Origin of the sequence: Acidovorax sp. (genome assembly GCF_046291265.1) — a bacterium.
In the GTDB taxonomy this organism is placed as follows: Bacteria; Pseudomonadota; Gammaproteobacteria; order Burkholderiales; family Burkholderiaceae_C; genus Acidovorax.
Genome location: NZ_JBKBTV010000010.1, coordinates 17,006 through 40,695 on the forward strand (window position 1 = coordinate 17,006; position 23,690 = coordinate 40,695).

17 protein-coding genes are annotated in these 23,690 nt (G+C 63.5%); 7 read left to right on the forward strand and 10 right to left on the reverse strand.

What is annotated here, in order from left to right:
* Window positions 1–35: 35 nt before the first annotated feature.
* The 3 genes from ACK41V_RS05840 to ACK41V_RS05850 all read right to left on the reverse strand — a co-directional run bounded on the left by ACK41V_RS05840 (window position 36) and on the right by ACK41V_RS05850 (window position 2,796).
* Window positions 36–893 carry a YbgC/FadM family acyl-CoA thioesterase gene (locus ACK41V_RS05840; protein WP_409779135.1) on the reverse strand — a complete coding sequence of 286 codons (858 nt, stop codon included), beginning with the start codon at window positions 891–893 and terminating at the stop codon, window positions 36–38.
* Between the two features lie 8 nt (window positions 894–901).
* Window positions 902–1,822, reverse strand: a complete 921-nt coding sequence (locus ACK41V_RS05845) for an alpha/beta hydrolase (protein ID WP_409779333.1) — start codon at window positions 1,820–1,822, stop codon at window positions 902–904.
* 104 nt (window positions 1,823–1,926) lie between these two features.
* Entirely contained in the window at window positions 1,927–2,796 is an 870-nt protein-coding gene (locus ACK41V_RS05850) for a 2-keto-4-pentenoate hydratase (protein ID WP_409779138.1), read from the reverse strand.
* Between the two features lie 100 nt (window positions 2,797–2,896).
* On the opposite strand from ACK41V_RS05850, the gene ACK41V_RS05855 reads away from it, so the two are divergent.
* On the forward strand, window positions 2,897–4,033 hold the full coding sequence (locus tag ACK41V_RS05855) for an iron-containing alcohol dehydrogenase (RefSeq protein WP_409779141.1): 1,137 nt from the start codon (window positions 2,897–2,899) through the stop codon (window positions 4,031–4,033).
* Window positions 4,034–4,420: 387 nt separating this feature from the next.
* Window positions 4,421–7,201 (forward strand): EAL domain-containing protein, encoded by a 2,781-nt coding sequence (locus ACK41V_RS05860; RefSeq protein WP_409779143.1) that lies wholly within the window; start codon window positions 4,421–4,423, stop codon window positions 7,199–7,201.
* 21 nt (window positions 7,202–7,222) lie between these two features.
* On the opposite strand, the gene ACK41V_RS05865 is transcribed toward ACK41V_RS05860, so the two are convergent.
* The 5 genes from ACK41V_RS05865 to ACK41V_RS05885 form a co-directional block, all read right to left on the reverse strand.
* Entirely contained in the window at window positions 7,223–8,395 is a 1,173-nt protein-coding gene (locus tag ACK41V_RS05865; RefSeq protein WP_409779146.1) for a patatin-like phospholipase family protein, read from the reverse strand.
* Window positions 8,396–8,417: 22 nt separating this feature from the next.
* Window positions 8,418–9,497 (reverse strand): acyltransferase family protein, encoded by a 1,080-nt coding sequence (locus ACK41V_RS05870; protein ID WP_409779149.1) that lies wholly within the window; start codon window positions 9,495–9,497, stop codon window positions 8,418–8,420.
* Window positions 9,498–9,610: 113 nt separating this feature from the next.
* Entirely contained in the window at window positions 9,611–10,438 is an 828-nt protein-coding gene (locus tag ACK41V_RS05875) for an HDOD domain-containing protein (RefSeq protein WP_409779152.1), read from the reverse strand.
* Window positions 10,439–10,498: 60 nt separating this feature from the next.
* On the reverse strand, window positions 10,499–12,892 hold the full coding sequence (locus tag ACK41V_RS05880; protein WP_409779155.1) for a Tex family protein: 2,394 nt from the start codon (window positions 12,890–12,892) through the stop codon (window positions 10,499–10,501).
* Between the two features lie 258 nt (window positions 12,893–13,150).
* Window positions 13,151–15,718: an ATP-binding protein gene (locus ACK41V_RS05885; RefSeq protein ID WP_409779158.1), complete on the reverse strand. Its 2,568-nt coding sequence runs from the start codon at window positions 15,716–15,718 to the stop codon at window positions 13,151–13,153.
* A gap of 102 nt (window positions 15,719–15,820) precedes the next feature.
* On the opposite strand from ACK41V_RS05885, the gene ACK41V_RS05890 reads away from it, so the two are divergent.
* The 4 genes from ACK41V_RS05890 (at window position 15,821) to ACK41V_RS05905 (ending at window position 19,844) form a co-directional block, all read left to right on the forward strand.
* Window positions 15,821–15,955 (forward strand): hypothetical protein, encoded by a 135-nt coding sequence (locus ACK41V_RS05890; RefSeq protein WP_409779161.1) that lies wholly within the window; start codon window positions 15,821–15,823, stop codon window positions 15,953–15,955.
* 356 nt (window positions 15,956–16,311) lie between these two features.
* Complete coding sequence (locus ACK41V_RS05895; protein WP_409779164.1) at window positions 16,312–16,719, forward strand: hypothetical protein; 408 nt, start codon at window positions 16,312–16,314, stop codon at window positions 16,717–16,719.
* 169 nt (window positions 16,720–16,888) lie between these two features.
* On the forward strand, window positions 16,889–18,733 hold the full coding sequence (locus ACK41V_RS05900) for a monovalent cation:proton antiporter-2 (CPA2) family protein (protein ID WP_409779167.1): 1,845 nt from the start codon (window positions 16,889–16,891) through the stop codon (window positions 18,731–18,733).
* A gap of 28 nt (window positions 18,734–18,761) precedes the next feature.
* A complete protein-coding gene (locus ACK41V_RS05905) occupies window positions 18,762–19,844 on the forward strand; it encodes a DUF72 domain-containing protein (RefSeq protein WP_409779336.1) in 1,083 nt (360 codons plus the stop codon).
* A 174-nt stretch (window positions 19,845–20,018) separates the two neighbouring features.
* Here the strand turns inward: ACK41V_RS05905 and ACK41V_RS05910 are convergent, their stop codons facing one another.
* Window positions 20,019–21,221 (reverse strand): multidrug effflux MFS transporter, encoded by a 1,203-nt coding sequence (locus ACK41V_RS05910; protein WP_409779170.1) that lies wholly within the window; start codon window positions 21,219–21,221, stop codon window positions 20,019–20,021.
* A gap of 228 nt (window positions 21,222–21,449) precedes the next feature.
* Window positions 21,450–22,472, reverse strand: a complete 1,023-nt coding sequence (locus tag ACK41V_RS05915) for a GGDEF domain-containing protein (protein WP_409779173.1) — start codon at window positions 22,470–22,472, stop codon at window positions 21,450–21,452.
* A 325-nt stretch (window positions 22,473–22,797) separates the two neighbouring features.
* Between ACK41V_RS05915 and ACK41V_RS05920 the strand changes: the two genes are divergently transcribed.
* The gene (locus tag ACK41V_RS05920) at window positions 22,798–23,667 is read left to right on the forward strand and encodes a diguanylate cyclase domain-containing protein (RefSeq protein ID WP_409779176.1); all 870 of its coding nucleotides are present in this window, start codon (window positions 22,798–22,800) and stop codon (window positions 23,665–23,667) included.
* Window positions 23,668–23,690: the final 23 nt, after the last annotated feature.

Below are 23,690 nucleotides of genomic sequence, written 5' to 3' on the forward strand. Positions count from 1 at the left end.
CAAGCGGCACCAGCTTCTTTTTTTATAGCAATCATTTATAGCTGCTGTTTCATGGCGATGTGCGCGATGCCTGCCTCCTCCCACGGCTCGCCGTGCACCACAAACCCCGCTCGGCGATAAAAGCCTTCGGCACTGCGTTGGGCATGCAGATGCACCGCAGCGTCGCCGCGGGCACGCGATGCGGCGACGAGCGCCTCCAGAACCTGCCGCCCCCATTGCGCGCCGCGCACCGACCGGTCCACAGCCATGCGGCCAATGCGACCCACGCCCGGCGACTCTTGCAGCAACCGGCCAGTGGCCACCGGCAACCCCAGGCGGTTGTAGACCACGGCATGGCGCGCAGTGGCGTCCAGCGCATCGGCTTCAATCTCTGCCGGAATGTGCTGCTCGCGCACAAACACTGCAGTGCGCAGGCGGCCGGCGTCGCGGCCCAGCGTGTTCCAGTCACCTGTGCGCACCTCCGCCATCTCTGCGCCTGCTTCAAAGCTCTCAAAAATGGCACGCAGCGCAGGCGGCACGGGGCGCGAGGTCTGGGTGGTGGGGTCGGCAAACACGTAAATCAACTCGGCGGAGACCAGCAACTGGTCGCCACTGAAGATGCCTGCCTCGAAGAGACTGGATGAGTTGCCCACACGCGCACAGCGCAGCCCCACATCCAGCGTGTCGTCCAGACGCGCAGACGCGTGGTATTCGACCGTGGCCTTCTTCACATACATCTCGCCGCCCAGCGCCTCCATGCTGGCCTCGTAAGGCAAAGCCAGCGCGCGCCAGTAGTCGCTCATCGCGGTGTCGATGTACATCAGGTAGTGCGCGTTGAACACGATTTTTTGCATGTCCACCTCGGCCCAGCGCACGCGCAGGCGGTGAAAACAGCGGAAGTCACTTCGTTGCATCTTTTCTGTCACTCCGTGGAAAACGCTTGGCGCAGCGCACGGGCTGCGTCGACATGGGCTTGGCGCGCCTCAGGAATCGCGCGGCCCATCTTGATGAATTCGTGGGTCACCCCACGGTAGATGTCGAGGTCGACAGCCACGCCTGCCAAGCGCAGTTTGTCGGCATATTCGATGCCTTCATCCACCAGCGGATCACATTCGGCCAAGCCCACCCACGCGGGCGCCACGCCCTCGACATCGGGTGCGTTCAGGGGCGCAAAACGCCAGTCGTCTCGTTCCTCGCGACTGCTCACGTAGTTGCCGAAGAACCAGCTGATGGCGGGTTCTTCCAACACCAGGCCGCGCGCAAAGGTGGTGTGGGACGGCGTGTCCTGGTGGGCGGCGCAGCCGGGGTAGATCAGCAGCTGCAGCGCCAGCGGCAGGCCCGCATCGCGCGCCAGGATGGCGTTGACAGCGGCCAACGTTCCACCGGCGCTGTCGCCACCCACCGCCAATCGCGCGGGGTCTGCCCCCAAGGACTCCGCATGGGCCGCCAACCACTGCAGTGCATCCCACGCGTCGTTGCTGGCCGTGGGAAAGCGGTGCTCTGGCGCCAGCCGGTAGTCCAGCGACACCACCATGCACCCAGCCAGACGCGCCAGTTCGCGGCACAGGATGTCGTGCGTGGCGATGTTGCCAATGGTGAACCCGCCGCCATGGGTGTACAGCAGCACCGGCAGGCCAACCTCCGTGGTGGGTGCGTACAGCCGCGCGGGCAGCGCATGGCCGTCGCGGGCCGGGATCTTCAAGTCCTCCACGCGCGCCAGGGTCGCCTTGGGCACCTCCAGCACATCGGCGCCCGCCTGGTAGGCAACGCGCGCATCTTGCGGAGAGCGGGTGTGCAGCGGTGCATGCCCTGCGCGGGCCATGCGTTCAAGCACGCTGCGCATCTGGGGGGTCAGGCGGGTGTGGTGAATGTGCAGATCGGTCAACGTTCAAAGTCTCGGCAACAGAAAGAAGCCCGCAGAGCGCGGGCAAATCATGGGTGTTTTACTTACTTGAAGGTCACCCGCACCGGGGCAGCGCCTGGCAGACCTTCGTAAGTGGCCGTCACCGCCAATCCCGCCTTGGGCGGCAGCAGCGGCGAGAACGAGCCCAGGCTGATCAGATCGCCTGGCTGCATGGCCAAGCCCTCTTGCTTCAGCGCTGCTGCCAACCACACCACGGCGTTGAGGGGGTGGTCCAGGATGTCACTGCCCTTGCCACCACCCAGTCGGGCGCCCGCGCCATCGGCCAGCGACACATTCATGTCGGCCAGCGCCTTCAGCATCACAAACCGTTCGCCACGGTAGGCGGGCACTGCGATGGGCGCACCCGCCACGCCCAGGCGCGCGCCCACGTTGATGGCCGTCACGCCCGCACCGTTGAGCTTGGGCGGTGCCTGCACCATCAGGTCAGGCAGCTCGATGAAGGGGATGATCTGGTCCACGGCGTCCAGCACGTCCATGGGCGTCTTGGCGTGGTTGATGGCCGCACTTTTCACGCGCACCAGCATGTCGGCTTCGTACAAAGGGCGGGCGCCAAAAGCCGCGTCGACCGTGGCGCCGCTCGGCAGCACCATGCCTTCGTACAACTTGCCCCACACCGGTTTGTCGGTGTTGAAGCGTTTTTGCACCGCGGGGTTGGTCAGGCCCGCCTTGTAGCCAATCACCTTGCCCAGGCGCTGGGCCAGCAGTGCGTTGACCTTGCCGCGCGTGCAGGCGCCATCGGCGTCCGACAGGTTCTCGGGATTGGCTGCGGGGGTCTTGGCGATGTAGTGGGCCACCAGCTCGGCTGCCTGCGCATCGCTGAGGCACTGGGCCTGCGCGCTTGTCGCAGAGGTGACGGCAAAGAGTGCTGCCATCAGGGTTTGCTTCGTGTTCATGGGTGTCTCCTCCTTATAAAGTGGGCTATTCGTTGGTTGCTCTCAACGCTGGCGGGCTATCGTAATCGCTGGCGCTTTCTTTCACACATCCTGTTGCACCATGGCATTCATCTACTACGTCACCCAGATCCAGTTCGAATTCGGCGCCGTCCAATTGCTCAAGCAAGAATGCGAACGTGTCGGCATCACACGCCCTTTGATCGTGACGGACCCCGGCGTGAAAGCCGCAGGCGTGCTGCAAAAGGCGCTGGACGCCCTGCCCGGCATGACAGTGGCCGTGTTTGACCAGACGCCGTCGAACCCCACCGAAGCCGCCGTGCGCGCGGCCGTGGAGATGTACAAGGCCCAAGGCTGCGACGGCCTGATTGCCGTGGGCGGCGGCTCGGCCATCGACTGCGCCAAGGGCATTGCCATTGCTGCCACCCACGAAGGCCCTCTCACCCACTACGCCACCATCGAAGGCGGCTCGCCCCGCATCACCGAGCGTGCCGCACCGCTGATCGCCGTGCCCACCACCAGTGGCACGGGCAGCGAAGTGGCGCGCGGCGCGATCATCATCGTTCATGATCACCGCAAGCTGGGTTTTCACTCGTGGCACCTGGTGCCCAAGACCGCCATCTGCGACCCCGAACTGACGCTGGGCCTGCCCCCCATGCTGACGGCCGCCACGGGCATGGATGCGATTGCGCACTGCATGGAGACTTTCATGTCGGCGGCCTTCAACCCACCGGCTGACGGCATTGCGCTCGACGGCCTCACGCGCGGTTGGGCGAACATCGAACAAGCCACGCACACCGGCAGCGACCGCGATGCACGCCTGCACATGATGAGCGCCAGCATGCAAGGCGCCATGGCGTTTCAGAAGGGCCTGGGCGCCGTGCATTCGCTCAGCCACAGCCTCGGCGGTGTGAACCCGCGCCTGCACCACGGCACGCTCAACGCCATGTTCTTGCCCGCCGTGATCCGGTTCAACGCGACGGCCGAATCGGTGCAAAAGGACAAGCGCCTGGAGCGCATGGCCCACGCCATGGGCCTGGCCAGCGCAGGCGACATCCCCGAGGCCATCCGCGACATGAACGCACGCCTGGGCCTGCCGACGGGTCTGGCGGCCATGGGGGTGACGGAGGACATGTTCGACGACATCATCAAGGGCGCCATGGCAGACCACTGCCACAAGACCAATCCGCGCGTGGCTACGCCGCAGGAATACCGGGACATGCTGACGCAATCGCTGTAGTTCGCGGCGGCAAGGCCGTTGCAGCAGTTGCGGCGATCCAACCAGTCACTGCCGACATCGAGATCAGAGACAACACGCCGTCAGCCCACCTGGGTTGGGGCAGCTGCTCGCGTGTGGGTCGCCACATTCCACGCCCGTCCCCTTGGCGCACGCACCTTGCACCAGCCTTTCGTTTGTTTACAAAACGTCACACATCTGCAACGGGGCGGGATTGCGCTACCCCGTTACAGATTTGGTGCAGGCCTACGCGCTAGACTCGCCCCAGTCAACAATTAATTAACAATTCATTACCCTGGGGTTTTTAGAGAAGGGCCTGTATCGATGCGCACCGGAAATCTCAGTACATGGCTCCTTCGGGGCACTTATCCCCGGCTGTATCTGCCCATTGTGCTGATCATCCTGATCGTCACTGCCGTGCGTTATCACTACCTGCTGGCCGCAGAAACCGATGAGGTGCGCCGCCACGCAGCCACCGAGCTGCAGCGCGCCGGAAACCGGCTGCTGCCCTTGTTGACAGCCCTGCCGCCAACCACTACCGACCCCACACAAGTCACTGCCGTCTTGCGCGAAGGCGCTGCCAGCCTGGGGCGCAACGTGCAATCGCTGAAGTGGCAAGCTGGGGAGCAACCCGCCGTCGAAGTCTCCCCGGTGCTGCCTGCGGACACCGCCGCGGCCCCCCAGTGGCTTGTGGATTGGGTGGCTTTGGAGCCTCCCGTGCAGCAGTTTGCGCAGACGGCCCCCGACCGGCCCAACGCGCGGCTGACCGTGACCTTGCGCACCGAGCCCATGGTCAGCGATATCTGGAGCACGGTCATCGTGCAAGCGCGCATCTCGGCACTCAACATCATCACCATCCTGGTGTTGCTGACCGTGCTGCTGCGCGCCAATGCGCGCATGTTGCGCCGCCTGGCCGAAGCCACCGACGCGTTCCGCCAAGGCCGCCTGGACACGCGCATGCAAGAGACCGGCACGCTCGAATCGCGTGCCATGGCGGCCACTTTCAACGACATGGCGGGCAAGATCCAGTCGCTGGTGCTGTCGCTGCGCGATACCCAGCAAATGCAAAGCGAGCAGCTGCATTTCACACGGCAGCTGATCGACGCCCTGCCCCTGCCCGTGTTCGTCCGAGACGCAGATGGCAGCTATCTGGATGCCAACCGCGCCTGGCAGCAGCTTTTTCAGGCCCCGCCCAACGCAGCCGCTGCGCGCGGCGGAACCCCGGCCCCAGCCTACCCCGAAGAGCTGTCGCCCGAACGTTCGGCCCAGATCGCTCAAGCGCAGGACAACGAAATCCGCATTCAGCGCGCCCACCAGGCGCCTCTGTACATGGCGTACTACGAAGCGCCATTCACCAGCACCAGCGGCGCGCTGGCGGGCACCATCGGCACGCTGGTCGATGTGACCGAGCGCAAGCGCGTGCAGGAGGCATTGCACGCAGAAAAAGAACGGGCAGAGGTGACACTGGCGTCCATCGGTGACGGCGTGATCACCACCGATCTGTCCGGGCGCATTGAGAGCCTGAACGAAGCCGCCCAGCTCATGACCGGGTTCACAGCCGAACAGGCCACGGGGCTCCAGCTAGACAGCGTGTTCCGCCTGTACGAAGAACCTGCCAACCGCACCGCCAGCGCGGCGCCGGACCGCGACAGCCAGACCGGCGCGCTGAAGCAGGCGACCTACGAGGTGCTGATCCACCGCTCAGGCGAACGCTACGCCATCGAATACACCGCGTCGGCCATTCGCAAAGGCGACGGCATGGCCGTGGGCTGCGTGCTGGTGTTCCGCGACGTGACGGAAACGCGCAACCTGCGCCACCAGATCTCCTGGCACGCACGGCACGACGCACTGACGGGCCTGTACAACCGCGCGGCGCTGGCAGAACGCCTGACCCATGCGATTTTTGTCGCCCGAAACAAAGGCCTGCTGCTGGCGGTCTGCATGCTGGACCTGGACCATTTCCAGACCGTGAACGACACCTACGGCAACCGCGTGGGCGACCGTCTGCTCAAGGAAACCGCGCGCCGCCTGGGCGCGTTCGCCACTGCCAGCGACGCGGTGGCCCGCATGGGCGGGGACGAGTTTGTGCTGCTGCTCGGCGAACAAGCCGATGTACCGGCCATCACAGCGCGCGTAGCGGTGCTGATGGAGCAGCTCGCCGCGCCCTACGCCATCGACGACCGCGTACTCAACACCACCGTGAGCATCGGCGTGGCAGTGTTTCCGCAGGACGACGCCAACCCCGACACGCTGCTGCGCCACGCCGACCAGGCCATGTGCCAGGCCAAGAGCTTTGGCCGCAACCAGATGCATGTGTTTGACGTGCAGCACGACCACGCCGTGCAGACCCAGCACACCCGCCAGACCCGCATCGCGCAGGCCCTGCACGCGGGCGAGCTGGTGCTGCACTACCAGCCCAAGGTCAACCTGCGCACCGGGCAGATCCTGGGCCTCGAAGCCCTGCTGCGCTGGCAGCACCCCGAACAAGGCCTGCTGGGCCCGCAGCATGTGCTGCCGCTGATCGAAGACATCGACTTGGTGGTGGAACTGGGCGAATGGGTGCTGCGCCAGGCCCTGGCCCAGATGCGGCAATGGACGGACGCTGGCATGTTGTGGGAGGTCAGCGTCAACATTGCCGCCCCCCACTTTCACCGCCCCAATTTCGTCCAGCGCCTCAAAGACATCCTGCACACCTGCCCCGAGGTGTCACCCACCCGGCTGGAGCTGGAGATTCTGGAATCTGCAGCGCTGGAAGACATGCAGTACATGCGCCGCATGATGCAAAGCTGCCAGGCGCTGGGTGTGCGTTTTGCGCTGGACGACTTTGGCACCGGTTTCTCATCGTTGTCTTACCTCAAGCGCCTGCCTGCCGAGACGATCAAGATCGACCAGTCCTTTGTGCGCGGCATTCTCGAAGACGGCGACGACCTCACCCTGGTCAGCGCCATCGTGGCCCTGGCCGCAGCATTCAACCGCCACGTGGTGGCCGAAGGCGTGGAAACGCCCGAACAATGCGCAAAACTGCTGGAGCTGGGGTGCGAGCGGGCGCAAGGTTTTGGCATTGCACGGCCCATGCCGGCGCAGGAGGTGATGGGCTGGGCCCGCCACCACTCTGACCACCATGCCGCAAAAGCGGCTCAGGCTGAAGCTCGGCGCCCCACCTCGGCCTGAGCTGAACCGGGTTAACGACCACTACAACGGCTGCACCGCCGCCCTATCCGGCCGCTCCAGCCACTCAACCCACTCGTCCACCAATTGCTGACTGGCCTGTGTCGCAGCCAGCCATGCCTCGGCGCGGGCGGCGCTGTCGGCGCCGTAGTGGGTGAAGTCGTTGCGGTCGGGCAGCTTGGCGTTGGGCAGGCTGCGCACCCAGTCAGGGTGCGGCGACAGCACCACCATGTTGTCGAGCGCCGATGTCGACTTGTGGCGCCACTTGAGGCTTTTGTCCAGCCAGCCGGGCACGACGCGGTGCTGAAAGTGGGGGTAGAGCACGATGCCTGCGGAGGCCTTTTCGTTGTCCGCCGCACACAATTTTGAGTCTTTTTGGCCGCTAGCGCTTATTGGATAAGCGCTAGTAGCTATCATTTTTGAACTGCCTTCCAACTGCTTTCCATAGGCCAGGTGCAGGTGATAGTCGGTAATGCCGCCATCCCAGTAAGCGCCCGGTGGGGCCCCCGGAATGTTGTGCACCGCCTGTAAAACAAAGGGGATGGAGCAGCTGGCCTGCAGTGCCTGCATGAAGTTGTCGGCGTTCAGTCCGATCTGGCGGGTGCGGTAGTCGGTGGTGGCAAATGGCAGGGCTGCACCGGCGGATGAGAACACCACGCGCTCCAGCCAGGCGCCCATGGCCTTGCGGTGCACCGTGTTGGTCAAAAACGCCCCCAAGTAGCCCAGCGGTGTGGCCACACCATGTTCGCGGCCCAGCAGGTGGCGTCCGCGTGATGTGACGATGTGCAAGCGGTACCGCGGGTGGCTCAGCACCTCGTCGATGCGCCCGCCATAAAACGCCTGCAGGTTCTGCCCAAAGCGTTCGCTGACATGTGCTGCGGTGGGCCGCTTTTTGCCGGGGGGCAGGTCATAGCTTTGGTGGATGTAGTCATGCTCCAGGCGCTCGAACGCGGCCACGGATTCGTTCAAGCACGCTGTAGCCATGCGCCAGGCGCCAATCGAAGCACCGACCAGGTGCACGGGCTGGCTGGACTGCGCCAGCCACTGGCCAAAGATGAATCGGTCCAGTGGGCCCAGGATGAGGCCTTTGGGGCCTCCGGCCGCGGCCGGGATGACGCTCACGTCGCCGGGTTGCAGGCCGTGTTGTTCAAGGTGTTGGCGGGCGCGGGGGCCAGCATGGATGCGCAGGGCTTTCATGGGCGGGAAATGACGCACCAATTCATGCAAAAGCCTTTTTCAATCTTTTTCTGATTGGATTTTCAAAATACTTTTCACTAACTAAAGCGAGCAAAAAAGAGACTGCCAAAATCACTACTACCATTGCAATCCGCAAACTCACACACCACGACGCAGGGTCAGAAAAACCAATTCTTGGGAAAATCACCCATATCAACCCAAAAAAAACAACAGGATGAATGAGGTACAAGCCATAAGTAGCATCACCCAACAGTTGAGCGGTTCTGGCGTATTTTTTCTTGAGATCTGCTGCACCGGCGACCCAGACAAGAAAAAAGCACACTACAAACCCAAATGCACCTCGCATACCTAACAATTCATCCCCAGCGCCAACTGATGTCAACGTAGCAATTATCGAAAATCCACAAAGAACAAAAATAGCAAACACATGGGCGGGCATCACCAAAAACTTCTGCCCGCGGCGCAAATTACCTAATATGCAGCCTCCTACAAAATAAGCAATAAAAGCCTGAGGATGATGAAATTCCGTTGCATTTTGAGCATAGCCACTTGGCAGCCCAATGGTGTGATAAATCCACCAGAACTGAACCAGCACTGCTGTCATGAACACAATAATCGAAAAATGACACTTCAGAACAAAAAACAAAATCAATGGAAATAAAAAATAGTATACGAACTCTATACCCAATGACCAACCACCAATCAGTATCGAATTCACAGCTGGATCAAAAAATCCAAAGATAAAAAATCCGTTCATCAGAAAAATTTTCATTAGCGATGCGGTTGCTCCGTCTTTCATAATTTTCCACGGCAAAATTAAGAACATCAACAAAATATATAACGGGGCTAGACGGGCGTAACGCATCCCTAAAAATTTCCAAAAAACAAAATTACCTTGAGAAATTTTATTTCCGTAGGTGTAAGCCAAGCTTGCACCAGATAATACAAAAAACAAATACACTCCATAACTACCAAAAGAATACCACTCCACCATTTGCAACCACATTAGCAAATGATAGAGACCAACGGCCAGAGCACATAATCCGCGAAGAAAATCCCAGCCATAAACCCTAGACATCCCGCGTTCGTTATAATTACTCATGTGACTTCAAGACGAAATCCAATTCGACACCAAAATAATTTCATTAAAAAAATAAATATCACAAACCAGCCGTCCGACGAAATTTATATTTCTATTTCAAGAATACAAATATTTCAAACGACGTAGTCCGGCGCTTCCGGCTTGGCCGTCCAGTCGATGGGGTCTTGCTGCAGCACCATGTCGATGTCGAGCCCCAAGGTCAGCCCCACTTCGCCGGGGAAAGACACGGCCAGCTCTTTTTCGCTCAGCTCGGCCTCGCGCGCCCGGGCGCGCCAGGCCGCCAGATGGATGACACCGGCCAGCGGTTCGTAGGCGTTGTTGTCAAACGGCGCACTCTGGTGTTGCAAGGCGTCAATCACTACCTCGGGCAGTTGCCAGCGGCGCGCACAGCCTGCGGTGACGTGGCCGTAGCTGTAGCCAAAAATACGCTGTTCGACCTTGTCGCGCCGCAGGTCAAACGGTGCCACCAGCGTATTGATCGACTGCGCTTTTTCGGGGTCGGCGAGGTGAATCACCAGCTCACCCACCGCGTGCAGCAAGCCCGCCGTGTACGCGGCAATCTGGTTCTGGTGGACGATGCCGGCCAACGACCGCGCCAGCTTGGCCGTGTTGAGGCTGTAGCGCCAGAACTGCTGCATGTTGACCCCTGGCACCGACCGCGAAGTGGTGCCCAGCGGCGCCGAGGTGACGAGCGAACGCACCTGGACCGTGCCCAGCAAGGCCAGGGCCTCGGGGATGCCGGCGATCTGCCGCGGCATTTGAAAGGTGGGGGAATTGGCCAGCTCCAGCAACCGCCCTGCCAAGGCCGGGTCGGTGCTGAAAAGCTGGTTCAGGCGCCGCAAACTGGGTTCGGCCTGAGCCAGCTCGCTCATCAGCAGCGCCACGGCGCGCGGAAGGCTGGGCAGTGCCACTGGTTGGGCCAGCAGTGCGTTCAACTCCATGGGGTATGGGCGCCAGAGGTTTCGTTGCGGCGATTATGGCCCCCCGCAACATCCCGCTCGCTATCGGTTCTTCGCCTGTTGCAACTTCGCAAAGGCCGAGGCCATCGCCGACTGTTGCACGGGCTCGGGCCCACGGCGTGGAGCCTGCTGGTAGCCGCGGGCAGCGCCTTCAAAGCGGTTGCCTTGCGATGCGCCGCGATCACCACTTTGCCGTGGTGGCGCCTCACCCAACTTCATCGACAGGCCGATGCGCTTGCGCTCCACGTCCACCTCCATGACCTTGACCTTGACGATGTCGCCGGTCTTGACCACTTCGCGCGCGTCATTCACAAACTTGTGCGCCAGCTGGCTTACGTGCACCAGCCCGTCCTGGTGCACACCGAGGTCGATGAAGGCGCCGAACTGGGCCACGTTGCTCACAGTGCCCTCCAGAATCATGCCTTCCTTCAAATCCTTGATGTCTTCCACGCCGTCGTTGAAGCGCGCCACCTTGAAGTCGGGGCGCGGGTCGCGGCCGGGCTTTTCCAGTTCGGTCAGGATGTCTTTGACGGTGATGACACCGAACTTGTCGTTCGCAAACAGCTCGGGCTTGAGCGTTTTGAGCATGTCGGCGCGGCCCATCAACTCCACCACGGACTTGCCAGTGGTTTTCATGATCTGCTCGACCACGGGATAGGTTTCGGGGTGCACGCCCGTCATGTCCAGGGGGTTGTCGCCACCCCGAATGCGCAAGAAGCCCGCACTTTGCTCAAACGTCTTGGCACCCAGGCCCGCCACGTCCATCAACTGCTTGCGGCTTTTGAACGCGCCGTTGGCCTCACGCCAGCGCACCACCGCCTTGGCCACGCTGCCCGACAGGCCCGACACACGGCTGAGCAGCGGCACGCTGGCCGTGTTCAGGTCAACCCCCACCGAGTTCACGCAGTCTTCCACCACCGTGCCCAACGTGCGCGCCAGCTCGCTCTGGTTCACGTCGTGCTGGTACTGGCCCACGCCGATGCTCTTGGGGTCGATCTTGACCAGCTCGGCCAGTGGGTCTTGCAGGCGGCGGGCGATGGATGCCGCGCCGCGCAGGCTCACGTCCACATCGGGCATCTCTTGCGATGCGTATTCGCTGGCGCTGTAGACGGAGGCGCCTGCCTCGCTGACCACTACCTTTTCGATAGCTGCTCGCGCTTGTCCTGTCTGCGCTACAGGCACTTTTTCCATTAATTTGATCAGCTCGGCCGCCAGCTTGTCGGTCTCGCGGCTGGCGGTGCCGTTGCCAATGGCGATCAGGTTCACGCCATGTTTTTCGGCCAGTTTGCCTAGGGTGTGCAGCGAGCCTTCCCAGTCGCGGCGCGGCTCGTGCGGGTACACGGTGGCCGTCTCGACCAGTTTGCCCGTGGAATCCACCACCGCCACCTTCACACCCGTGCGGATGCCGGGGTCCAGCCCCATCACCACACGCGGGCCGGCAGGCGCGGCCAGCAGCAAATCGCGCAGGTTGTCGGCAAACACCTTGATGGCAACTTTTTCGGCGTCGTCGCGCAGGCGCGCGAACAAATCGCGCTCGGTCGAAAGGCTCAGCTTCACGCGCCAAGTCCAGGCCACGCTCTTGCGGATCAGGTCGTCCGCTGGGCGGCCGGCATGGCTCCAGCCCAGGTGCAGGGCAATCTTGCCCTCGGCCAGGCTGGGCTTTCCGGGCTCGGGTTCGACCGGCAGCACCAGCTTGGCTTCGAGAATTTCAAGGCCCCGGCCGCGGAACACGGCCAGCGCCCGGTGCGATGGCACGCGGCCGATGGGTTCGTCGTATTCAAAGTAGTCGCGAAACTTGGAGACTTCAGGGTCGGTCTCGTTCTTGCCTTCGACCTTTTTGCTGCGCAGCAGCCCTTCCGTCCACAGCCATTCGCGCAGGTTCTGCACCAGCACGGCGTCTTCGGCCCAGCGCTCGCTCAAGATGTCGCGCACACCGTCCAGCACGGCAGGCACGGTCGAAAAGTCGGCGCCCGTTTTGCCATCGTCCAGCACTTCAGGGGGCTTGGTGAAGGCCGCGGCTTCCGTGGCCGGGTCGAGCGTGGGGTCGGCAAACAGCTTGTCGGCCAGCGGTTCGATGCCGAATTCGCGGGCCATCTGGCCTTTGGTGCGGCGCTTTTGTTTGAAGGGCAGGTAGATGTCTTCCAGCTCTTGTTTGGTGGGCGCGGCAGCAATGGCAGCGCGCAACGCATCGGTCAGCTTGCCCTGCTCGTCAATGCTCTTGATGACCGCTGCGCGGCGGTCGTCCAGCTCGCGCAGGTAGGACAGGCGGGCTTCCAGTTCGCGCAGCTGGATGTCGTCCAGCCCATTCGTCACTTCCTTGCGGTAGCGCGCGATGAAGGGCACCGTGGCGCCGCCGTCGAGCAGCTCTACCGCTGCGCGCACCTGTTGTTCACTGACCCGGATTTCTGCGGCCAGTTGCCGAATGATCTGCTGCATGGGAGGGGGCGGGCTTTTGGTAGCCCGTTCAAAACGCGAAGCGGCGAAGTTTGCCACACGTGTTCTGCATCGCCGCAACCGCGCCGGGCGCCGTCACGGCCTGCACCACCCGCTGCGGCCCGCCCACGCCACCCGGGCCGCGAAATTGCAAAAATGTGTCACCGTCGCGTGAACACAGAGAATGCCAAAAATACTCCTCAATTCATAGCTAAAAGCCTTTACCAATAAAGCGGCAGAAGCACTTTTCGATGAGATCTTTCAGTCGATTTTCCGTGCCGGGCCCAGATCCTGCGCATCGCTCAGCCAGCGGGTCAGCACCGCATGCAGCACGGCAGGGTCAAGCGGCTTGCGCAACACCAGATAGCCATCCTGGTCGGCGGCGCGCAGGTCCTCGGAGTCCAGCTCGCCGCTGACCATGGCGCCACTGGCATCGGGGCAACGGGCCAGCAATTCCTGCAAAACGGCAAAACCGCTTTCGCCACTGCGCAGCCGCTGATCGCAAAAGATCGCTTCGGGCACAAAGCCAGCGTTGAGGTGCTGCACGGCCTCGGCGGCGTTGGTGGCTGAACGCAGCTCCACGCTCCACCCTTCCAGCAGCGCACGCCAGGCTCTCAATACCTGTGGGTCGTCCTCTACGACCAGGCACCTGCCCCGCAGGTCAGCAAGCGGCATGGCGTGTAAATGGGGCGCATGCTGCAGCGCTGGCGGTGTGGCCACAGACGTGGCCGGTGCGGCAACCTGCGCCGTGACCGCCAGGCGCAGCCAAAAGCGCGAACCTTTTCCAAGGCGGGACTGGTACCCGTACTCCGCGCCCATCAACTGGGCGCAGCGCGCCACCACAGCCAGGCCCAGACCATGCCCTTCAACGCTGTCTGCATCCCCCGATGGAGGGTGGCCATCGCTCACACCGCCGTGCAGGCGATCAGATCCGTCAATCGCCTTTGAAGCGCTGCTGCGAACGTAGGGGTTGAACAGCCGCCGATCATCTGCCGCCGCAATGCCGACGCCGGTATCCCACACTTCCACCAACCACTGGCGGCCACGTGACCGCACGCTCACCAGAACCTGGCCCTCTGGGGTGTAACGGATCGCGTTGTGCACCAGGTTCAGCAGCACCTGGCGCAGCAGCATGGGGTCGGCCGTGGCCACGGCGCCGCGCGCGGGCAGGTGCATGCGCAGCTGCAACCCGCCGCTGCTGGCCTGGCTGCGCAGCATCTGCACGACCTCCTCCACCAGCGCGTTCAGGTCGACCGGCACCCGATGGGTGGCGCTGGCGCCTGCTTCCAGCTTGGAAAGATCCAGCAACGCATTGAACAGCTGGTTCATGGCCGCCATGCTGTTCTTGAGGTCGGCCAGCAGTGGCGCGATGGTTGTGTTGCGATTGCGCAGGCCAATTGCCTCCACCAGCATCGACATGGCGTGCACCGGCTGGCGCAGATCGTGGCTGGCTGTGGCGAGAAAAAGGCTCTTGTCTTGCAACGCCGCATCGACCCTGCGCTTGGCCTCCTGCAGACCGTGGTTGGCCTGCCGCGTGCGGCGGTACAGCACGCCGATGACGCTGGCCGCCAGCAGCACCACCAGTGCGCCGATGGCGGCCAGTACAAACTGCCCCTGGCGCTGGCTGATCTCAATGTCTTTGAGGCTGTTTTGGTGCGCCAGTGTCTCGATCTGCCGGTCGCGCTGCACTGCGTCGAACCGGGCTTGCAGCTCAGCCACGGCCTGCTCACGGTCGGCCCGCAAAATATCTTTGGCCAGCGCTTGCTGGGCTCTGGCGGTGGCCACCGCCTCGGGGTAGCGGCCCGCTTGCTCGTACATGCGCGACAGCTCTTCCAAAATGAGTTCTTCGGTGGTGCGGGCCCCCGCGTCCTGCATGAACTTCAGCCCAGCCTTGACCTCTGCCACGCCCTCGTCAATGCGGCCCTGCCCCATCAGCGCAAAGCCCACGTTGCAACGCGCCATGGCGGCACCTGCGGCGTCGCCCGCCTGTTGCTGCGTGGCCAGTGCGCGGCGTGCGTAAGGCTCCGCCAAGCTGTATTCCTTGCGAAGGAGGTGAAAGTCGCCCAGGTTGTTGAGCGCCGTGGCCTGCAGCCACAGCACCCCGGAAGACTCCCCCACCCGGAGCGCCGCGAGATACGCGGTACGAGCGGCTTCAAGGCGCCCCCTGCCCGACTCGGCATAGCCACGGTTCAGTTGCAAGGTGCCCAGCGCCTGCGTTGCGCCCAGCTCCTTGGCCAGCGCCTGCGCGCCGTCGATGGACTCCAGCGCCTTGTCTGCATTTTTCATCGACAGGTGAACCAGCCCCGCGTAAGTCTGCGAGCGCAGCAACGACACCCGCGACTGCCGTGGCCGCTGCAGCGCAAAGTCCTTGCTGCGCAGAATATCGGCCAAAGCGGGCTCAAACTGGCCCATGGTGTTGTGCAGGCTGCCGCGCGCCAGATGAAATATCCACAGCGCCTGCGGGTCATGGCTGCGCAGGGCCACCGGTTCAATCATATTGAGCGCCTGCAGCACCTCGCCCGCTTTGCCCCGCGCACCCTGACTGAAAGCCCTGGCGCTGTGCGCTGTCACGCGCGCCACATCGTCACCGGTTTCCGCAGACAGCGCCAGCAGCGCGGCAATAGCGCCGTCTACCTGGTCCATCTGACCTTCCTCCAACCCGACCGCGATGACCGTTTCGAGATGACCACGCCGCACCTGCACATGTGGCGAGGCCATCCACTCTGGCGCCTTCGCTTTCAGCTGCGCCTTGGCGAGCGCCAGGTTCTGGTAGGTCAGTGTTTGCAGCGCATCCTGCGCCTGCAGTTCGGCCTCCTGCGCCAAAGCCATGGGGTGGCAGGCCAACAGCAGCGCCGAGCAGCCCCATGCGAGGCGCTGGCGCAGCCATCGCAGAGCAGCCGGGTTGTGCAAGCTTGCGTGTGGAGCGCCCGAATGAGAACGATGGTGCAAATCACCTTGCGCGCTGCAGCGCATGCCCGCCTGTCGGGCCTGACGCCCGACAAGGCCCGCCGTGCCGGGCGCGGGCAGAGCCGCAAAGAGACGGCACATGCCCAACTGGCTCCCTGAGTGGTCGGCTGGCTTGTTGAGCCCAAGAGCGGTGAAGAAAGTGCGGTAATACATGGTGTCTACTGAGAATCCCCAAAAGCCTCTTCGGAGACAGACTCCATGCTTACAAGGCGTGGTTCGGGTTTTACTTTGGAAACCGGCGGGGCTGAACCGGCAATGTCATCCAGATCATCGCCAAAGCGGCCCGCTTTTGCCGTCCGGTCTTTCCCTTCTCAGCAGATACCGTCTCCTCACCAGACACTTCACCATCGTGGCTCCATAAAATGCAATCGACTCACAATGAGTGCGGTAATGCCCCCGCCGAATGCAGCGCCTTCCATTTCGAAACCTGACTTGACTGTCCACGCAACTTGCCCATGCCCATCGATAGTCGCTTTCCCATCCGCACAGAATGCCCGCCCGGCGCCTGTGTCTGTGACCGGGACGCCTTGCTGCAATCGCCCGATGGCGACACGCGCATCCTGCAGCTCACCCAGGTGGAAGAGAAAAAACTGCTGCAGCGGCTGGAAAACATCGCCAGCCTGAGCGACCTGCGCCGTGTGCAGGACCGCATGCAGCAGCAACTGGGCATCGGCCTGACCATTGCCCCCAGCCCCAACGAGGTGCGCACCCTGCGCGGCATCACCATCCTGGTCCATGAACAGCGCGGCCTGTGCCGCAAAACACGCCAGGCGATCCCCGCCGCCATCAAAAAGGGCATGGACCAGCGGCCCGAGATCACCTACGAGCTGCTGAACGAAGGCGGCCTGTTTTCGGATTCGTGAACACAGGCCGCAGCCGCCGCGCCGCGGCTCGGGACTTGCTAGTGATCTCCCGGAGAACTTCCTAGAGATGGTGAACACCTTCTGAGCCCCCCCTCGGATGACGCTACCATCCTCGCCGAACCTATCCTGCATTTCTGCTTTCTTTCCATTCGTCACCCCCGGAGTCCCCATGGCCGCTGAATCAGGCACCGAACTCGTCAAAGTTGTCGTGCTGCTGGCCGCTGGCGTCATCGCCGTCCCCCTCTTCAAGCGCCTGGGCCTGGGCTCGGTGCTGGGCTATCTGGCCGCGGGGCTGGCCATTGGTCCTTTTGGCATGGGCTTTTTCAGCGAGGCGCAGACCATCCTGCACGTGGCTGAGCTGGGCGTGGTGATGTTCCTCTTCGTCATTGGGCTGGAAATGCAGCCTTCGCGGCTGTGGAACCTGCGGCGGCAGATCTTTGGGCTGGGCCTGGCGCAGGTGGTGGTGTGTATTGCACTGCTCATGGCCACGGGCGTGCTGGCCGGGCTGTCAGCGGCGGTGGCCTTCATTGCCGCTTCGGGGTTTGTGCTGTCGTCCACCGCCATCGTGATGCAGTTGCTGGACGAAAGCGGAGACACGTCCACCCCGCGCGGCCAGCGCATCGTGTCCATTTTGTTGCTGGAAGACCTGGCCATCGTGCCGCTGCTGGCCATCGTGGCGTTTCTGTCGCCCGCACCCGCAGACCAGGCGGTGTCGCGGTGGGTAACGGTGGGCGTGGCGCTGGTGGCCGTGGTCGGGCTGATCGCTGTCAGCCGCTGGTTGCTGAACCCCTTGTTCAATTTGTTGGCGCGCGCCAAAGCGCGCGAGGTGATGACCGCCGCCGCGCTGCTGGTGGTGCTGGGCGCGGCGCTGGCCATGCAGTGGGGAGGGTTGTCGATGGCCATGGGCGCGTTTGCGGCGGGGGTGATGTTGTCCGAATCCACCTTCCGCCACCAGCTGGAGGCCGATGTCGAGCCGTTTCGCGGCATTCTGCTGGGCCTGTTTTTCATGAGTGTGGGCATGTCGCTGGACATTCAGCTGGTGCTGCACAACTGGCCGCTGCTGCTGGGCGGTGTGGTGGCCTGCATGTTCGTCAAGGGCGTTGGCGTGTATGCGGTGGCGCGTTTTACCAAAGCAAAACACGGCGAGGCCCTGCAGCGCACCATGCTGATGGCACAGGGCGGCGAGTTTGCGTTTGTGCTTTATTCGGCCGCCGCCGCCACGGGCATCGTCGAAGCGCGCGTGAACGCGGTGCTGACCGCCGCCGTGATCTTGTCGATGGCCCTGACGCCACTGGCGGTGTTGTCGCTGCGCTGGCTGATGCCGCCCGAACCCGCGCAGGACATGAACGGCGTGGAAGCCGCCGACGGCCTCAAGGGCACGGTGCTCATCATCGGGTTCGGACGGTTTGCGCAGATTGCCAGCCAGCTGCTGCTGGCCCGCGGGGTGGACATCGCCATCATCGAGAACGACACCGACATGATCCGCGCGGCCGCAAAGTTTGGCTTCAAGGTCTACTACGGCGACGGCACGCGCCTGGACGTGCTGCACGCCAGCGGCGCCCACCACGCCAAGTCAATTCTGGTGTGCACGGACGATGCCAAGACCACGACGCGCATCGTCGAGCTGCTCAAGCACGAGTGCCCGCTGATCCCCGTGCTGGCGCGCGCGTACGACCGGCAGCACGCCATCGAGCTGTTGCGCTTGGGCGTGGACTACCAGATGCGCGAAACCTTCGAGTCGGCCATGGGCTTTGGCATGCAGGCGCTGGAAACCCTGGGTGTAGACCCTGACGAAGTGGCCGAGGTGGCAGAAAGCATCCGCGCGCGCGACGCAGAACGCCTGCAACTGGAGCTGGCCGGTGACAAGGACGGTGCCCGCCAGTTCTTCCAGGGCAAAAAGTGGATTCAAACCCCGCTGACACAGCCCCAGCGCACCGCCCAGGCGCTCAATGATGAAGCGGCCGATGCCATCGAGCACCCTGAGCAGCCCGCAGCGACCGCACCGCTGGCGTGAAACCCGGTGACATGGCGGCAGCATGAGCATTCAGGACGATTTGTTTGGTGGCCCTCCGGCGGCACCGCCATCGCCGCCTTCCTCAGCGCCTGCTTCGCCGCCCGCCCCCACTCCGCCAGCCGAGCGCAAGAAGAGCGCCACCGTCACGGCCCAACCGCAGGATGAGGCCGTGCACGCATTGGCCCGCAACCTGCCACCCACGCTGCGCCTGGGCACCTCCAGCTGGACCTACCCGGGCTGGCAAGGACTGGTGTGGGAGGGAGAACATTCCGACACCCAACTGTCCAAACAGGGCCTGGCGGTGTACGCCCAGCACCCGCTGATGCGCACGGTGAGCATTGACCGCAGCTTTTACCGCCCGTTGACCGCCAGCCAGTTCGAGCGCTACGCATCCCAGGTGCCCGACGACTTTCGTTTTGTGGTGAAGGCCCCCAGCGTGGTGACCGATGCGCTGGTGCGCAGCGAAGACGGCCGGGGCCGCCAGCCCAACCCAGCGTTTTTGAGCCCCTACCTCGCGCGCAGCGAATGTGTGGAGCCCGCCCTGCAGGGCCTGGGGCACAAGCTGGGCGCGCTGGTGTTCCAGCTCAGCCCCCTGCCGCTGGCGCAGTTGGACCGCATGCCGCTGCTGCTGGATCGCCTGCGCACCATGCTGCTGGCCCTGCCCTCGCTGGCGCCGCAAGCGCCCGACGGCGTGATTGCCGTAGAGGTGCGCGATCCCGAATGGCTGACCCCCGACTTTGCCGCGGTGCTGCGCGAATGTGGTGCCACCTACTGCCTGGGCCTGCACGCCAAGATGCCGCCGCTGCAGCAGCAACTGCCCCTGCTGCGCGCGCTGTGGCCCGGCCCGCTGGTCTGCCGCTGGAACCTGAACCCGGTGCACGGCCCGTATGGCTATGAAGACGCGGAACGGCTGTACGAGCCCTACAACCGCCTGCACCACCCCGACCTGCCGACCCGGGCGGAGCTTGCCAGCGTGATTGCAGGCATGACCCGCCGGGGGCAGAACGCGTTCGTGACCATCAGCAACCATGCCGAAGGCTCTGCGCCCTGGACGGTGCGGGGCGTGGCAGAAGAAGTGGCAGCGGCGCTGGCTGCCACACCTCTGCGCTGAGCAGGCGGCAGGGCCGGGGCGTGCCCGCTGTTGCATGCAGGCATCACGGCTGTACGCGCACCTCGGTGCCGGGCGCGCAGCCGAATACTCACTTATTGATAGCTACTAGCGCTTATCCAATAAGCGCTAGAGGCACTTTTTACTCATATTTTTGCGAAACACTTGCTGCGCAGGCTAGGCGTGCGCCATCGCACCGCGTTTGCCACCCAGCGTGATCCAGGCCAGTGCCACGCCCACCAGCGCACCCGTGGCCATGCCAATCACCATGGGCAGCGGCTTGCCGGTGGCAAACAGGCCGACCACGCCCATGGCCAGCGCGCCGGTCAGCATCTGCAGCGTGCCCAGCAGGGCCGACGCCGTGCCTGCGATGGCACCGTGTTGCTCCAGCGCCAGCACCGAGGTGGTGGGGATCACCAGCCCCATGAGCGCACTGGCCACAAAATACAAACCGATCAGCACGGTCAGGTCGTCACCGCCCAGCAGGTAATACAGCAGCAACGACGCCATCACCGCGCCCGACGCCGTGGCCGCCGCCTTCACCACCCGCACCAAACCAAACCGCTCGCCCAGCGTGGCGGTGAACTGGGAGGCACCGATGAACGCCGCTGCGTTGACCCCAAACGCCAGGCTGTACTGCGTGGGCGTCAGGCCATAGTGGTTGATGAGCACAAAAGGCGAGCCCGCCAGGTACACAAAAAACCCGGCCATGGCACAGCCGCCAATGAACACGAGGCCCAGGTAGTGCCAGTCGCGCAGCAGCAGGGCATAGGCGCGCAGCGCACCGCCCAGGCTGCTTTCCACGCGGTCAGCAGCAAGCCGCGTCTCTTGCAGGCTGGCGTACACCAGCACCAGCCCGGCTACGGCGGCCACGGCCACCACCCAGAACACGCCGCGCCAGCCGGTCAGCGCAATCACCCCGCTGCCCACCAGCGGAGCCAGGATGGGCGACACGCTGAACACCAGAATCAGCAGCGACATCAGCCGCGCCGCATCGGTGCCCGTGTGCAGGTCACGCACCACCGCACGCGGTATGGCCATGCCCGCCGCCGCACCCAGGCCCTGCAAAAAGCGCAGCGCCACCAGCGTTTCAATGTCCGTGGCCAGCGCGCAGCCCACGCTGGTCAGCGTGAACAGGCCCAAGCCAAAGTACAGCGGGGGCTTGCGGCCCACCATGTCAGAGACGGGGCCATAGAACAACTGCCCGACCCCCAGCGCCACAAAAAATGCCGTCAGGCTCCACTGCACGGCGCCCACCGAGGCGCCGAGGTTGGCGCCGATATCTGGCAGTGCGGGCAGGTACATGTCGATGGCAAACGGCCCGATGGCCGAGAGCAGGCCCAGGATGAGGGCCATTTTGAGAAAGCGGGAAAAATGCATAGCCGCCCATTGTCACCATTTCGGTGCATGCGTTTCGGGTAAACCCTGTATAGACCGGATGGCAGCGTGCGCATTGATCGGCGGCTGATCAGTCAGCGCCACACCTATGGAGTCGGCATCAACCCACTTGAAGCCGCTGACTGAGCGCAGTCGAAGCGCCGCGCAAGGCTTCGACAGGCTCAGCCCGAACGGGTGTCTCAAGTTCAAAGATGCTGACTCAACAACACCTCAGTCGGGCGCCAACTCGATGCGATTGCGCCCGCCCTGCTTGGCCCGGTACATGGCGCGGTCGGCACGGCGCACCAGCTCTTCGGGCGCCTGGTCACGCTGGGGCACCACGGTGGCCACGCCAAAGCTCACGGTCACGATGCCATAGGGCGCGCCCTCATGCGGCAGGGCCAGCGCCTGAATGGCGTGCTGGATCTGGTGGGCCACATCCATGGCCATCTGGGCATCCGCTGCGGGCAACAGCACCACAAACTCCTCGCCCCCAAAACGCGCCACCAGGTCCCCCTCGCGCCGACCGCCACTTTGCGCCAAGGTCAATGCCAGCGCCTGCAGGCATTTGTCACCGGCCAGGTGGCCGTACTGGTCGTTGAAATGCTTGAACACATCCACGTCCAGCATGATCAACGCGACAGGCGCATGCGAGCGCTGGGCGCGGGCCCATTCGTGCGCCAGGGCCTGGTCAAAGTGGCGCCGGTTGGCAATGCCCGTGAGCGCGTCGGTATTGCTGATCAGCTGCAGCCGCTCATTGGCCTGCTCCAAGGCTTGGGTGCGTTCTTCCACCAGCACCTGCAGCTCGCGGTTGTGCTCCGCCAGCCGGTCCTCCGGATACACCTCGCCCTGTCGGGCCACACCAAAGGGGATGGACACGCTGCTGTGCGCAATCTTCCAGTCGTCGCCCTCGTGGCGAAACACCAGCACCAGCCGCGCGGTCTCGCGCGCAAACAGCGCATCGGGAATGGGCAGGTGGATGTGAAAAAACGCGGTGACGGCCACCACGTCATCGCTCAGCTCTTGGGGGAAAAGGTCCACCACGTCGATGCCGATGCGGCCAGGCACCTGCGCAAAGTCTTGCAGCGTGACGTCGATCCACTCGCTGCGGCTTTTGATGAGCTGGTCGCTGCTGCCTGCAAAGCCACTGAAGCTGTCGCTGAACCGCGTGACCAACCTCTCGTCCCGCGCGGCATACATCTCGATGTACTCATCGAACAACAGGCGGATCAGTCGCTGGCGTTCCGGTGACATGGGCGGGTTCCTGTGAATCAGCGGTGGGTGGAGGGGCGCGTCCTGCAGCACAGGCTGCGGCCCGGCGCTCTGATGAATGTAGCACTCCACGCCCATGTGTAAAGGCTCTGGTGGGTGTACGCAACATGCACCCACTGCCATCCACGCTCGCATTGCACCGCAGGCCCAGCGCCGCAGCTATGTGCGCTGGCAGACAGTGAGGAAGGTTTCAACCCGTCAGACTGCGTCACGAGTAAGGACATTGTTCTGATAGCGGTGCGTTTGTCCCAACTCCCCGCCGCGCGGATTTTCTCTGCCGCAGGCCAGTTATTGCAAGGACCAACGTATGGGTATCAACCAAAGACAGTTTCTTTTCGGCAAGACGCTCACCACGTCGTGGCCCAGTGCCGCCCAGATTCAGCACTGGAACCAGGTTCTGCGCACGCTGCGTGCACGGCTCGTCAACCGGGAGCTTTCGGGCAACCCGCAGCGGGATGAAGAAACGCCCTTTTCCCATTCCAAACCGGGGCCTGATTTCAGCGTGCGCGAATGTGTGGCGGCGCTGGATGAAATGCACATGGCCCTGCAACGCGAAACCGCGCAGCGGCAAGAACTGGAGCGCGCTTTTCACGGCGCCCAGACCGCACTGCTGCAGGCCGAAACCGACCTGGACCGTGTGCGTGGGGGTGAGCGCCGCGCCCGCCATCTGGCCTTGCACGACGAACTGACCGCCCTGCCCAACCGGCGCCACCTGCTGGAGCAACTGGGCGAGACACTCGCACACCGGGGCCACGACAGCCCGGGGCTTGCGGTGCTGTACCTCGACCTTGATGCCTTCAAGGCCGTGAACGACACCTACGGCCATGGCATAGGCGACAAGGTGCTGCGCATCACCGCGGCGCGGTTGCGCGGTGCCGTGCGCCAGGGCGACACCGTGGTGCGCCTGGGCGGTGATGAGTTTGTGTGCCTGCTGCACGATGTGGCAGAAGAGGTGCCGTTGCGCCAGCTGTGCAACAAGCTGCTGGACGTCGTGTCCACCCCCATGAAAATTGGTGTTTTGCAACTGCTGGTGCGCCCCAGCATCGGCGTCGCCATCTGCCCAGACCACGGCACTACGGCGGACGAGTTGCTCGCCTGCGCTGATGCAGCCATGTACGCAGCCAAACGCGACGGCTGCGGGTTTGCGTTTCACGAAGCTTCAAGCCCGCTCGACTGACGGAGGTTGCGCCCCGTGGGTAC

Bases quoted from the DNA above. Each gene is read 5' to 3' on its own strand.
- ACK41V_RS05910 (WP_409779170.1), bottom strand. From the start codon at position 21,221: ATGCATTTTTCCCGCTTTCTCAAAATGGCCCTCATCCTGGGCCTGCTC.
- ACK41V_RS05915 (WP_409779173.1), bottom strand. From the start codon at position 22,472: ATGTCACCGGAACGCCAGCGACTGATCCGCCTGTTGTTCGATGAGTAC.
- ACK41V_RS05885 (WP_409779158.1), bottom strand. From the start codon at position 15,718: ATGGCTTTGGCGCAGGAGGCCGAACTGCAGGCGCAGGATGCGCTGCAA.
- ACK41V_RS05840 (WP_409779135.1), bottom strand. From the start codon at position 893: ATGCAACGAAGTGACTTCCGCTGTTTTCACCGCCTGCGCGTGCGCTGG.
- ACK41V_RS05920 (WP_409779176.1), top strand. From the start codon at position 22,798: ATGGGTATCAACCAAAGACAGTTTCTTTTCGGCAAGACGCTCACCACG.
- ACK41V_RS05845 (WP_409779333.1), bottom strand. From the start codon at position 1,822: ATGCGCAGCGTGCTTGAACGCATGGCCCGCGCAGGGCATGCACCGCTG.
- ACK41V_RS05880 (WP_409779155.1), bottom strand. From the start codon at position 12,892: ATGCAGCAGATCATTCGGCAACTGGCCGCAGAAATCCGGGTCAGTGAA.
- ACK41V_RS05865 (WP_409779146.1), bottom strand. From the start codon at position 8,395: ATGAAAGCCCTGCGCATCCATGCTGGCCCCCGCGCCCGCCAACACCTT.
- ACK41V_RS05855 (WP_409779141.1), top strand. From the start codon at position 2,897: ATGGCATTCATCTACTACGTCACCCAGATCCAGTTCGAATTCGGCGCC.
- ACK41V_RS05870 (WP_409779149.1), bottom strand. From the start codon at position 9,497: ATGAGTAATTATAACGAACGCGGGATGTCTAGGGTTTATGGCTGGGAT.
- ACK41V_RS05900 (WP_409779167.1), top strand. From the start codon at position 16,889: ATGGCCGCTGAATCAGGCACCGAACTCGTCAAAGTTGTCGTGCTGCTG.
- ACK41V_RS05890 (WP_409779161.1), top strand. From the start codon at position 15,821: ATGAGAACGATGGTGCAAATCACCTTGCGCGCTGCAGCGCATGCCCGC.
- ACK41V_RS05875 (WP_409779152.1), bottom strand. From the start codon at position 10,438: ATGGAGTTGAACGCACTGCTGGCCCAACCAGTGGCACTGCCCAGCCTT.
- ACK41V_RS05850 (WP_409779138.1), bottom strand. From the start codon at position 2,796: ATGAACACGAAGCAAACCCTGATGGCAGCACTCTTTGCCGTCACCTCT.
- ACK41V_RS05895 (WP_409779164.1), top strand. From the start codon at position 16,312: ATGCCCATCGATAGTCGCTTTCCCATCCGCACAGAATGCCCGCCCGGC.